Origin of the sequence: Flavobacterium sp., from assembly GCF_046293665.1 — a bacterium.
Taxonomy (GTDB): domain Bacteria; phylum Bacteroidota; class Bacteroidia; order Flavobacteriales; family Flavobacteriaceae; genus Flavobacterium.
The window spans coordinates 397,399-410,015 of the sequence record NZ_JBKBOL010000001.1; the positions used below are offsets into that span (position 1 = coordinate 397,399).

General features: G+C 33.5%; 13 protein-coding genes and 1 tRNA gene. 6 read left to right on the plus strand and 8 right to left on the minus strand.

The annotated features are described in order from the left end of the window. The first annotated feature begins 80 nt into the window (after positions 1-80). Entirely contained in the window at positions 81-1,592 is a 1,512-nt protein-coding gene (gene gltX, locus ACK4R1_RS01770; RefSeq protein WP_409682795.1) for a glutamate--tRNA ligase, read from the plus strand. A gap of 35 nt (positions 1,593-1,627) precedes the next feature. Here gltX and ACK4R1_RS01775 read toward each other — a convergent pair whose 3' ends face one another. Then, a complete protein-coding gene (locus ACK4R1_RS01775; RefSeq protein ID WP_409682798.1) occupies positions 1,628-2,257 on the minus strand; it encodes a PorT family protein in 630 nt (209 codons plus the stop codon). Positions 2,258-2,335: 78 nt separating this feature from the next. Between ACK4R1_RS01775 and ACK4R1_RS01780 the strand changes: the two genes are divergently transcribed. Next, positions 2,336-3,319 carry an SPFH domain-containing protein gene (locus ACK4R1_RS01780; protein ID WP_409682801.1) on the plus strand — a complete coding sequence of 328 codons (984 nt, stop codon included), beginning with the start codon at positions 2,336-2,338 and terminating at the stop codon, positions 3,317-3,319. Positions 3,320-3,349: 30 nt separating this feature from the next. Here the strand turns inward: ACK4R1_RS01780 and ACK4R1_RS01785 are convergent, their stop codons facing one another. From ACK4R1_RS01785 to ACK4R1_RS01800, 4 genes are all read right to left on the minus strand, one after another. After that, positions 3,350-3,604, minus strand: a complete 255-nt coding sequence (locus ACK4R1_RS01785; protein ID WP_409682804.1) for a DUF6327 family protein — start codon at positions 3,602-3,604, stop codon at positions 3,350-3,352. A 3-nt stretch (positions 3,605-3,607) separates the two neighbouring features. Beyond that, positions 3,608-3,958 (minus strand): competence protein, encoded by a 351-nt coding sequence (locus ACK4R1_RS01790; protein ID WP_409682807.1) that lies wholly within the window; start codon positions 3,956-3,958, stop codon positions 3,608-3,610. Further along, the gene (locus ACK4R1_RS01795; protein WP_409682810.1) at positions 3,958-4,287 is read right to left on the minus strand and encodes a YtxH domain-containing protein; all 330 of its coding nucleotides are present in this window, start codon (positions 4,285-4,287) and stop codon (positions 3,958-3,960) included. The genes ACK4R1_RS01790 and ACK4R1_RS01795 overlap by 1 nt, the downstream gene beginning before the upstream one ends. Before the next feature lie 279 nt (positions 4,288-4,566). Further along, the gene (locus ACK4R1_RS01800) at positions 4,567-6,252 is read right to left on the minus strand and encodes a glutamine--tRNA ligase/YqeY domain fusion protein (RefSeq protein ID WP_409682813.1); all 1,686 of its coding nucleotides are present in this window, start codon (positions 6,250-6,252) and stop codon (positions 4,567-4,569) included. A gap of 99 nt (positions 6,253-6,351) precedes the next feature. On the opposite strand from ACK4R1_RS01800, the gene folB reads away from it, so the two are divergent. Both folB and ACK4R1_RS01810 read left to right on the plus strand, forming a co-directional pair. Next, on the plus strand, positions 6,352-6,711 hold the full coding sequence (gene folB / locus ACK4R1_RS01805; RefSeq protein ID WP_409682816.1) for a dihydroneopterin aldolase: 360 nt from the start codon (positions 6,352-6,354) through the stop codon (positions 6,709-6,711). A 75-nt stretch (positions 6,712-6,786) separates the two neighbouring features. Then, a tRNA-Cys gene (locus tag ACK4R1_RS01810) sits at positions 6,787-6,857 on the plus strand. A gap of 681 nt (positions 6,858-7,538) precedes the next feature. On the opposite strand, the gene ACK4R1_RS01815 is transcribed toward ACK4R1_RS01810, so the two are convergent. The 3 genes from ACK4R1_RS01815 to rnr are packed head-to-tail and all read right to left on the minus strand — an operon-like array spanning position 7,539 to position 11,166. Further along, positions 7,539-8,231 (minus strand): LysE family translocator, encoded by a 693-nt coding sequence (locus ACK4R1_RS01815; protein WP_409682819.1) that lies wholly within the window; start codon positions 8,229-8,231, stop codon positions 7,539-7,541. 56 nt (positions 8,232-8,287) lie between these two features. Then, positions 8,288-8,953, minus strand: a complete 666-nt coding sequence (locus tag ACK4R1_RS01820; protein ID WP_409682822.1) for a head GIN domain-containing protein — start codon at positions 8,951-8,953, stop codon at positions 8,288-8,290. Positions 8,954-8,985: 32 nt separating this feature from the next. Continuing rightward, positions 8,986-11,166 carry a ribonuclease R gene (rnr, locus tag ACK4R1_RS01825; protein WP_409682824.1) on the minus strand — a complete coding sequence of 727 codons (2,181 nt, stop codon included), beginning with the start codon at positions 11,164-11,166 and terminating at the stop codon, positions 8,986-8,988. A 113-nt stretch (positions 11,167-11,279) separates the two neighbouring features. Between rnr and ACK4R1_RS01830 the strand changes: the two genes are divergently transcribed. Beyond that, the gene (locus ACK4R1_RS01830; protein ID WP_409682827.1) at positions 11,280-11,513 is read left to right on the plus strand and encodes a DUF2007 domain-containing protein; all 234 of its coding nucleotides are present in this window, start codon (positions 11,280-11,282) and stop codon (positions 11,511-11,513) included. 670 nt (positions 11,514-12,183) lie between these two features. Beyond that, complete coding sequence (rpiB, locus tag ACK4R1_RS01835; RefSeq protein WP_409682830.1) at positions 12,184-12,615, plus strand: ribose 5-phosphate isomerase B; 432 nt, start codon at positions 12,184-12,186, stop codon at positions 12,613-12,615. Positions 12,616-12,617: the final 2 nt, after the last annotated feature.

The following is a 12,617-nucleotide window of genomic DNA, read 5'->3' on the forward strand; positions in this document are numbered from 1 at the left end:
GCCTAAACCACATTAAAAACTTCCAACATCTAACTTCCAACTTCCAACTTCTGTTTATCTTTGCACAAAATTTTAGAGAAATGTCAAGACCTATTAGAGTTCGTTTTGCGCCTAGTCCTACCGGACCATTACACATTGGCGGCGTGAGAACTGCCTTATTCAATTATTTATTTGCCAAAAAACATAACGGTGTTTTCTATCTGCGAATTGAAGATACCGACCAAAATCGTTTCGTTCCCGGAGCGGAACAATACATTTTTGAAGCTTTGGAATGGTTAGGCATTGCGCCGAGTGAAACCGTTGGAAAGAATGAAAAATTCGGTCCGTATCGTCAAAGCGAAAGAAAGCCTTTGTATAAGCAATATGCCGATCAATTGGTGAATTCGGGTTGGGCTTACTATGCTTTTGACACGGCTGAAGCTTTGGATAATCACAGAAAACAGCATGAAGCTGAAGGAAAAACTTTTATCTACAATTGGCACAACCGTGAAAAATTAGATACTTCGTTAGTGATTTCAAAAGAAGAAACCGAGAAAAGAATTGCCAACGGCGAAGCTTATGTCATTCGTTTTAAAACACCGGTAAACGAAACTTTGCAGTTGCAAGACATTATTCGTGGCGATTTAAAATTTGAAACGAATTTGTTAGACGATAAAGTTCTGTTCAAGTCGGACGGTATGCCAACTTATCATTTGGCGAATATTGTGGATGACCATTTGATGGAAACTTCACATGTGATTCGTGGAGAAGAATGGTTGCCTTCAATGCCTTTACACTGTTTGTTGTATAAAGCTTTTGGTTGGGAAGCACCTGAATTTGCTCATTTGCCCTTGATTTTAAAACCAATTGGCAACGGAAAACTATCCAAACGCGATGGCGATAAAATGGGCTTTCCGGTATTTCCATTAGAATGGAAAAGCGAAGAAGGCGTTTCATCAGGTTATCGAGAAAAAGGGTTTTTCCCGGAAGCTGTGGTTAACTTTTTGGCTTTATTAGGCTGGAATGACGGAACCGAACAAGAATTGTTTTCGTTAGAAGAATTAGCAGAGAAATTCGATTTGAATCGAGTGCACAAAGCCGGAGCCAAATTTGATCCGGAGAAAAATAAATGGTTCAATCATCAATATTTACAAAAGCAAAGCGACGAAAGTTTGGCGGAAGTATTTGAGAAAGATGTGATTGAAAAAACTGGTAAATGTGATTTCTCCTTTGTCGAAATGACAAAGATTACTTCATTGATAAAAGAACGTGCCAACTTTGTTTCAGAGTTTTGGGATTTAGCCGATTATTTCTTTATGGCACCAACGTCTTATGATGAAAAAGCCGCTAAGAATTGGAAAGAAGAAACGCCTGATTTAATTAAACAATTGATTTCGGTTTTGACAAACATCGAAGACTTTACTTCCGTAAATATTGAAACTATTGTCAAAGATTGGATGACTAAAAATGAAATTGGCATGGGAAAAGTAATGCAGCCGTTTCGATTGAGTTTGGTTGGTGCTTTGAAAGGACCGCATCTTTTTGACATTGTTGAATTGATTGGAAAAGATGAAACCATCAAGCGATTGGAAAAAGCAATTGCCACATTATAAAAAGAAAAGTCCCGATAATCTCGGGACTTTTTTTATTAAAAATAAAATATAACATTCCCATTCAAAACCGAAGCATTTCCTTTAAAACCACCTTCCGTTTTGCTAAGCATGTTATTTAAACCATATTGGTACGTAACATTCAATCTTACATTCCTAACACCTGCCGTTAAACCAACTACTGGATAAACCGTGAAATTACTGATGTCGGTTAAGTTCTTAACAGGATAAATTTCTTCAGTGTTTTGAAGAATATTATCTTCATCTGTTTCTTCAATAGCAAGTTTTCCGTTAATCTGAACCATTGGGCCAAACTCAACACTCAAATGGTTTTCGATAAACTTATAACTCAACTGAAAAGTAATATTGGCACAAGACAATTTTAAATTGGTCTCTCTTTCGTTCATGGATTGGTTTAAAGTCATCACTTTGAAATTGTATTCGCTAAACTGTAAACCATAAATCGCATCCCAATCGTTAAAAGCATTTCCGCGCATAGAAAGTCCAATGTTCCAACCATCTCCGGGTTTGGTCTCGAAATCTGAAGTTTTTAAATTGAATTGATTTAGGCCTAAGGTTATTCCAATCATATTGGAATCTCTGTAGCCGTATTGTGCTGATCCAATTGTTGTGATAAACAACAAAAGGACAATAAGATTTTTGTTCATGAAATGATGACAGTTAATTTGTAACAAACATACATATATTTCGTATAAACACTGTATTAACAATTTAAATAATCAAAAATGGATGTTTTTTTAATTGCCTTTCTGGTCTTCGGACTTTTTGTGTTGTTCTCTTCTTTTTTTACTGTCAAACAGCAAACCGCTGTAATTGTGGAACGTTTTGGGAAATTTTTGAGTATCCGTCAATCCGGACTTCATTTAAAAATTCCTTTGATTGATAGAATTGCCGGTCGTGTAAATTTGAAAATCCAACAATTGGATGTGATTATTGAAACCAAAACTAAGGATAACGTATTCGTTAAACTAAAAGTTTCTGTACAGTTTATGGTCGTTAAAGATACCGTTTATGATGCCTTTTATAAATTAGAATATCCACATGATCAAATCACTTCTTATGTTTTTGACGTGGTTCGTGCCGAAGTACCGAAATTGATTTTGGATGATGTATTCGAAAGAAAAGACGATATCGCCATCGCGGTAAAAAGAGAATTAAACGAAGCGATGACAACTTACGGTTACACCATTATCAATACTTTGGTAACTGATATTGATCCCGATATTCAAGTTAAAAATGCGATGAACAGAATCAACGCTGCCGATAGAGAAAAAACGGTTGCCGAATTTGAAGCAGAAGCCTCAAGAATCAGAATTGTAGCCAAAGCCAAAGCAGAAGCAGAAAGCAAACGCTTACAAGGACAAGGTATCGCCGACCAAAGAAGAGAAATCGCTAAAGGTTTGGTAGAAAGTGTGGATGTTTTAAACAAAGTAGGCATCAATTCACAAGAAGCTTCGGCTTTGATTGTTGTGACACAACATTATGATACTTTACAAGCCATTGGTGCTGATACCAATTCGAATTTAATATTGTTGCCAAATTCACCACAAGCCGGAAGCGATATGTTGAACAATATGGTGGCTAGTTTTACAGCTAGTAATCAAGTTGGTGAAGCAATGAAAAGAGCTGACAGTACCAAAAGATTAAAAAATTTGAAACAAAAAAATAACGATGAAAACTTCACTGAAGAAAATGAAGACAATCAGTAAATTTTGTTTTAAAAGATAAAAAAAAGAGGCTTAATCGCCTCTTTTTCTGTTTATAAACCAATTGATGGCATACGGAATCAACATCTTTAAAATCATCCCGAAAGTTCCAGAAAACACATTTTTATAAATGTTATACAAACCTTCTAAAGGTTCTGACGGTAGAATACTTTCTTTGGTCTTGTCAATACTCAAAAGCATCTTTTGATAGTGAATTTCCTTTTCCAGTTTCAGGATTTCCAAATCGTGGTCGATTTCGGCGTAAGAAGCATATTTCTTTGTTATCATAACTTATTCATCAAAAAATATTTCAGAGAATTTTTCTAAGATTGGTCCTTCTACTATTTTGTCTTTTACCAAAAACAGCAATACCACTAAAATCGAATAAATTCCGGCTACGGCTAAAAATCCTAAAGGATAACTGTCAAATAATTTTCCTAAAGCCAAGGCTCCGGCTATCGAAACGAATAGTAAAATAATCATCAAACAAAATGCAATCAACATAAATTTGACCATTAAAGTCGTTGACTTCATAGCCACTTTGAAACCCCAAAGTTTATAGTAAGCAATACTGCTTTCCATATAAGCTTTGGCATTTTCCTGAATATCTTCTACGTTTTCTTTTATTTCTTCAAAAGCCATTATTTCTGTAGTTTGGCGTTTTGTTTTTTAAGCTCCGCTAATTTCTCTTCCAAAAAAGAAATCGCTTCTTCGGCTTTATAACTCGATTTTGAAAGTAAATTTTCTACCGTTTCTTTCAACTCGTCTTTTGACTGTGAAAATTTTTCTTTAGCTTCTTCTTCAAAAGAACCAAACTTTGATTTGGCTTGGTCTTTTAAATCATCTAAACTGTCTTTGATTTTTTCTCTCGTTTTCGAACCTTTATCCGGAGCAAATAAAATTCCTATTCCAACTCCAATTGCGGCACCGGCCAAAAGAGCCAAAATACTATCACCGTTTCTACTAGACATAATTTTTGAATTTTAATTTTATGAAAGTTACGAAAAATTTCTCGGAAAGCTGTTAAGAGGTCGTTAAACAGCCTAAATTCATTTTAAAGCGATATAAAAGCTGTTCGTTTACTGTGTTATAAATTGAATTCCGAAATCTCAAAAGTTGAATAAAATCGCTTTATAAAGGTCAGTTTTGATTACTTAAAATTATATTGATTTGAATTGTAATAGCTTTTGTTAATAATAGAAAAAACCGGCTTTTATACCGGTTTTTCATTTATAAAATCTATTTCAAATTTATTCTTTGCTTTCTAGTTTTGCCCAAGTATCTCTTAAGCCAACCGTTTTGTTAAAAACCAATTTTTCGGCTGAGGAATCTTTATCAACACAAAAATAACCTAAGCGTTGGAATTGGAATTGGTCTAAATTTTTAGCCGATTGCAAACTTGGTTCTACATAACCGGTAATTACCTCCAAAGAGTTCGGATTGATAAATTCTTTAAAGTCGATTTCCTTGTTTCCGTCCGGACTTTCATGTGAAAATAAACGATCATAAATACGAACTTCTGCTTCAATGGCATGATTGATAGAAACCCAATGAATGGTTCCTTTTACTTTTCTTTGAGAAGCTTCGGTACCACTTCCGCTGCGGGAATCGGTGTCATAAGTACAATGAATTTCTGTGATATTGCCTTCAGCATCTTTGACAACACTTTCACCTTTAATGATATAAGCATTTTTCAAACGTACTTCAGTTCCTAATGTCAGGCGGAAAAACTTTTTATTGGCTTCTTCCTGAAAATCTTCTCTTTCGATGTATAATTCCTTTGAAAATGGGACTTTTCTATAAGTCATCACTGCTTCTTCCGGATTGTTTTCGGCTTCTAACCATTCTTCTTGACCATCAGGATAATTGGTAATCACCAACTTCACCGGATTCAAAACCGCCATTACACGGTGTGTGGTTTTATTTAACTCTTCGCGAACGCAAAACTCCAAAAGTGAAACATCAATAAGGTTTGTACGCTTTGCAATTCCGATAGTTTTGGCAAAATTCCGAATCGCCATTGGCGGATAACCACGACGACGCATTCCGGATATCGTGCTCATTCTTGGGTCGTCCCAACCGGTAACGTGTTTTTCTTCAACCAATTGTAAAAGCTTACGCTTAGAAACAACAGTGTGAGAAAGATTTCTTCTGGCGAATTCTCTTTGTTTAGGACGAACTTTACTTTCATCATAAACCTGGTCTAAAAACCAATCGTATAATTCTCGGTGTGGCAAGAACTCAAGTGTACAAAACGAGTGTGAAATTTGTTCTAAATAATCGCTCTCTCCGTGTGCCCAATCATACAATGGATAAATACACCAGTCATTTCCGGTACGGTGATGATGCGAATGTAGAATTCGATACATAATTGGGTCGCGCATCAACATATTGTTGTGAGACATGTCTATCTTAGCACGAAGAATATGGGTTCCGTTTGGAAATTCGCCGTTTTTCATACGTTCCAATAAGTCTAAATTTTCTTCTACTGAGCGATTTCGATAAGGAGAATCGGTTCCAACTTGAGTCGGCGTTCCTTTTTGCTTGGCCATTTCTTCCGAAGATTGGCTGTCTACATAAGCTTTTCCTTTTTTGACAAACTCAACTGCCCAATCGTATAATTGTTGGAAATAATCCGAAGCATAACATTCGGTATCCCATTTGTAACCTAACCATTCAATGTCTTTTTTGATAGCGTCAACGTATTCCTGTTCTTCTTTCGCGGGATTGGTATCATCGAAACGCAAATTTACAGGTGCTTGATAATCAATTCCTAAACCAAAATTTAAACAAATAGCACTGGCATGCCCAACGTGTAAATAACCGTTAGGTTCAGGTGGAAAACGAAAACGTAATTTGTTTTGAGGCAAACCGTTTTTCAAATCTTCTTCTATAATTTGTTCGAGGAAATTAAGGGACTTCTCTTCTGTTGACATTATTTTTGTAATTTTAGCAAAGATATAAAAAGGTTTCAAGTTTCAAGTTCCATGTTGGAAGGTTCTAACCTGAAACTTTAAACCTGAAACTAAAAATTTATGGGAACTATTAAATTACAAAATATCAGAACCTTTTCCTTTCACGGTTGTTTGGAGGAAGAAGGCAGAATTGGTTCGGATTACCGAGTTGACCTTGAAATTAAAACCGATTTGAGGAAGTCTTCAGTTACTGATGACTTGAAAGATACGGTTGATTACGTGCTTTTAAACCGAATTGTAGAAGAAGAAATGGCAATTCGCTCTAAATTATTAGAACATGTTGCGCACAGAATCATCACTAGAATCTTTGGAGAAATACCATCCGTTTCTCGAATTTTGTTAGGTGTTTCTAAACTCAATCCACCTATTGGCGGTGATGTTGAAGCGGTTACCATTGAAATGGAAGAATACAGAAGTTAAAAGAATTACGAATTCTAAAAATTATTAATTATCAATTGTTAATTATCAATTGTTTTATATATTTGCCGTCCAACTGGCATCGTGGCCGAGCGGCTAGGCACCGGTCTGCAAAACCGACTACTCCGGTTCGAACCCGGACGATGCCTCAAAAGAGTTACTAGAAATAGTAACTCTTTTTTTATGGCTAATTTTTAGAAAAAATTAATTAAAGTGATGTTCGAACCCGGACATGACTATTTAAACACTCACTAGAAATCATAGCTCTTTTTTTGTGATTAATTTTTTCTAAAAATTAATTAAAGTGGTGTTCGAACCCGGATATGGCTATTTAAACACTTACTAGAAATAGTAGCTCTTTTTTTGTGGTTAATTTTTAGGAAAAATTAATTAAAGTGATGTTAGAACCAGGACATGGCTATATAAACACTTACTAGAAATAGTAACTCTTTTTTTATGGCTAATTTTTAGAAAAAATTAATTAAAGTAATGTTCGAACCCGGACATAGTTATTTAAACACTCACTAGAAATAGTAGCTCTTTTTTGTGGTTAATTTTTAGAAAAAAAATTAAAATCATGTTAGAATCCAGACGAAGCACATCAAACCTATTGCTAGAAATTATAGCTCTTTTTTATGGAAAATTTATAAAAAAAATAATTAAAGTGGTGTTTTAGCCTAGAGAGTGTCTGTAAAACTTCAAGTAAATTTGAAGGTTTTTATAAGTTAATTTTAGGAAAGTTTATTCAAGTTGTATTTGAAAATAAACGATACATATCAGATATAAAAACCTCAGAATCTATCCTTAAGATAATATTAAAGGCTATACCATTATTTTTTCTCTTCCAACTTCTCAAAAGCAGAATTGACGATTTTTTGTTCTTTGGGAAACCATGCTTGAGACAACAAAACTACACCACAAATAATCAGAGCAATACTGATAACTTTCTTGATTAACAGAATGTTTTTAGGATTAAGTTGTTTTCGTAATTGTTTGGCCAATATGATTTTAAAAAGATCTGTGATAAAATACACTATGATTAGAGTAGAAAAAAAAGTCATCATTCTCGAAGTCTTTAATTCCAATTGTGGGCCAATGGTTATTAGAATGGCTAACCAAAATCCGAGTACACCAATGTTAATAAAATTTAGGAAAAAACCTTTGATAAACAATGAAAAGTAATTCGTTTTAGCCAATTCTTTCGGGTCAATTTCATCGATACTTTTTTTGGATTCTTTTTTGTTTTTTACAAAAGAAATAATACCATAAGTAAGCATTACTAATCCACCGAAAATAAACAAAGCAGGATCATCTTTGATGCTTTGAATCAATCGGTAACTACTAAAAAAAGCGATGAGAATAAAAATAATATCGGCTAAAACAACTCCTAAATCAAACATTACGGCTGCCCTAAATCCTTTTACTACACTGGTTTCGAGTAATACAAAAAAAACCGGTCCAATCATAAAGCTTAAAAAGAAACCTAATGGAATGGCAGATAAAATATCGTTAAGAAAAATCATATTTTGAATTTTGACAATGCAAGTTAGAATTAAATTTTAATAATATAAAACTATTTCTACTTTGCTTCGGCAATGTTTCCACCGGCAATCACTTTTTGATTGATTTGTTTTGGTTTACCATAAATAGTGATGTCACCTCCGGCTCTAACTTTAGCTTCCACTAAATCAGTAGCATAAATATCCGCATTTCCACCAGCGTTTGCTGTAATCGTTGTCTGCTTGGTTTTAAAATTTTGAGCTTCATAAATTCCGCCTGAATTTACTAAAACCTCTTGATTGTCGGCATTCCCATCTAAGTTGATTTGAGAACCATTAGCTACTCTAACATTTAATTTTCCCACTGCTAAATTCAATCTAATTTGTGATCCTTCTTTAGCAATCATTTCAAAAGCAGTTGATGCTATTTTATCTCCACAAGAAATTCTTGATCCTTCATTTGCCTCAACAGCAGAAAGATTTTTGAAATATACGGTAACCGAAATATGATCTCCTGCCAACAATTTAGTTAATGGCATTCTGATTTTTAATTCACCTTTTTTATTTACTAATTCTACTTCGTTGGCTTCTTTGCCATCGATAACAACCTTGTTTTCACTACTTTTTATTAAATAAACATCAATTTGGTCAAAAGAAGTAACTTTATTAAAATCACCTACATTTTTTTCTACTTGTCCAAAAGCTATCGAACTGAATGCTAATAAACTAAATACTAAATTTTTCATTTTTATAAATTATATTGAACTCAAAATATTAATTACTCTTTTCTTCTGATAAAATGAAAGTCCAATTGTTTTTTCACTAAATCAGCATTTTTAACTTTAACATAAACTTCATCACCAAGTTGTAAAATACTATTAGTGGCTTGACCAACCAAAGCGTATTGTTTCTCATCAAACGTATAATAATCTTCTTTGATTTCTCGAATTCTAACCATGCCTTCGCATTTATTTTCTATAATTTCTACATAAATTCCCCATTCGGTTACCCCTGAAATTACTCCTAAAAACTCTTGGTCCTTATGATCTTGCATGTATTTTACTTGCATGTATTTCACAGAATCTCTTTCGGCTTGTGCTGCTAAACCTTCCATATCACTGGAATGCGCACATTTTTCTTCGTATTCTTCTTGGCTGACACTTTTTCCGCCATCGAGATAAAATTGTAATAATCTGTGTGCCATAACATCCGGATAACGTCTAATTGGTGATGTAAAATGACTGTAAAAATCAAAAGCTAATCCGTAATGACCTATATTTTCAGTAGAATATTTGGCTTTACTCATACTTCTAATCGTCAACGTATCAACTAAATTTTGCTCTTTTTTACCATTAACTTCATTCAATAAATTATTCAATGATTTTGAAATTTCTTGTTTGGATTTCATGTTAATCGAATAACCAAATTTAGCAATCACGGTTTGAAGATTGATTAACTTGTCTTCATTTGGCTCATCATGGATTCTGTAGATGAAAGTTTTCTTTTGTTTCCCAATAAATTCGGCTACTTTTCGATTGGCCAACAACATAAATTCTTCTATCAAATGATTGGCATCTTTAGAAATTTTAAAGAACACTCCAACTGGTTCTGACGCTTCATTTAAGTTGAATTTTACTTCTACTTTGTCAAAAGATATTGCTCCATCAGCCATTCTTTTCTTGCGAAGAATTTTAGCTAAATCTTGCATTTTTAAGGTTGCTTCAACAATTTCTTTCGGCGCTTTGTATTCTTTTCCGGTTAACGAAATTTCTGCCGGAATTAAATCCGATCTGGTTTCAATAATTTGCTGTGCTTCCTCGTAAGCAAAACGTTGGTCAGAATAAATTACCGTTCTTCCAAACCAAGAATCTAAAACTTCGGCTTTGTTATTCAATTGAAATATAGCTGAGAACGTATATTTTTCTTCATTTGGACGAAGTGAACAAGCAAAATTAGATAATACCTCGGGTAACATTGGCACAACTCTATCTACTAAATAAACAGATGTTGCTCGTCTGTAAGCTTCATCATCTAAAATAGTTCCTTCTTTTAAATAATGAGAAACATCGGCAATATGAACACCAATTTCGTAATTTCCATTCTCTAAAACTTGAAAAGAAAGTGCATCATCAAAATCTTTAGCATCTTTTGGATCAATGGTAAAAGTCAATACTTTTCGCATATCACGACGCTTAGCAATTTCTTCTTCTGTGATTGAAGTATCTAATTTATTAGCAAAAGCATCCACTTCTATCGGGAAATCATAGGGTAAACCATACTCGGCTAAAATGGCATGAATTTCGGTATTGTGTTCTCCTGGCTTTCCTAAAACTTTGATTACGGAACCAAAAGGTGAATCTGCCTTTGCTGGCCAATCTTCTAATTTTACTAAAACTACATCACCGTGTTCAGCATCGCCTAATTTATTTTTTGGAATAAAAATATCAGTATACATTTTAGCATTCGCTGTAGTGACAAAGCCAAAATTCTTTTGAATATCAACAACTCCAACGAATTCTTCTTTGTGTCTTTCTAAAATTTCAAGCACTTCTGCTTCTGGTTTTCTCGAACTTCTTCGGTCGTAAACATAAGCTTTGACTTTATCGCCATCTAAAGCGTGATTCAAATTCACAAACGGAACAAAAACATCGTGTTCTAATTCGTCACAAACAAAATAACCGGCTTTTCTGCTGGTCATGTCAATGGTTCCTTCGTAATATTTTTGGCTGGTGGCTTTAACTAAATATTTTCCGGGTTCGGATTCTATAATTAGTTTTTGAGCGGCTAATACCTTTAAATCTTTGATAATTTCATTTCTACTTTTGGTATCATCCAATTCAAGTATAGCAGCTATTTGTTTGTAATTGAATGGTTTATTGGCATTCTTAGATAATATTTTAAAAATCTTTTCGGAAAATGTTTTGGTGTTCTTTCCGAACTTTTTGGGTTTCTTACTCATTGTATCAGTTCTATTAATGTTGAAAATTACGAAATAGTTATAAGTTATGAGTTATAAGTTATAAGTTTTAATATAAATCTAACATTCACTATCTTTATAAAAACTCAAAAAAGATGACCGAATTTATAACGATTGCTACTTTTAATTTCGCTCATGAAATTGCTATTCTAAGAACAATTTTAGACAAAGAAGGTATTCCGCATTTGTTCCAAAATGAAAATCTTATTTCTATTGATCCACTGGCTAGTATTGCTTATGGCGGAATCCAATTAAAAATTCATCCTAACGATATTGAAACAGTTCAAACGATTCTAGACGACTTGAATAATAATTTAAAAATCGTCTAAAATCTTTACTCTATTTCCTTTTTTCTATTTTCTAAAATTTAAAGTTGTCAACACATATTAAAAACAATAAAAAGATTTTTAAAATTATTTAAAATTTATGATGGTTATTATAGTGTGTTAATAGTGCCAATAACTTTTTTAGATTTATAAGGTTTTAAAAGTTATGTAAACTTATACAGAGAAATTAACAATGATTATAGTTTCTAAAGTTCTTTGAATGAGCAAAATTTAAATTCTTATCAACAGTTGTTAACATGTAAAAAAGCAACTAAATTTTTGATAAGTTTAATAACTGATTTATGTTGAAAACCTACTTTTTTATGCTGATAAATATTCCAAAAAAAGACCAAACTAAATTTGATTATCTCGTTTGCGTTTTGCATTAGAAAAAAAAGGCATACAACCCCAAAAAACTTCTAATATTCTATCCAAAGTTGTTAACAATTCGTGTTAATTTAAAGTTAACTGATTATCAAGGATTTGCAAAACACTATTAACATTGCAATATTTTAACAGTTGAGATACAATTTATGTAATGATTTTCAAATAGTTATAAAAACTTCTTAGTTGGTCAAAAATCTTAGGTTTTTAAAATCAAGTAGTTACCTTAAAGTAGAAAACCAACCGATAGTTTGCGTAAATTTGTAGTCTTAACTACAAAAACACCACTATGAAAATCTCTATCGGAAACGATCACGCAGGACCGGATTATAAAAAAGCCATTGTCTCATTTTTGGAACAAAAAGGCTATCAAATATTCAACCATGGAACCGATACTTTTGACAGTGTCGATTATCCTGATTTTGGTCATCCTGTTGCGATTGATGTAGAAACCAAAAGAGCCGATTTTGGTATAGTGATTTGCGGTTCAGGAAACGGAATAGCAATGTCGGCTAACAAACACCAAGGTATTCGTGCCGCACTTTGCTGGACCAAAGAGATCGCAGCTTTGGCTCGTCAACATAATGATGCTAACATTATCAGTATTCCGGCGAGATTTACTTCGGTTCAACAAGCGGTTGAAATGGTGGATACTTTTTTAAATACAGCTTTTGAAGGAGGAAGACACGCCACCCGAGTGAATAAAATTGCTTGTCAATAATA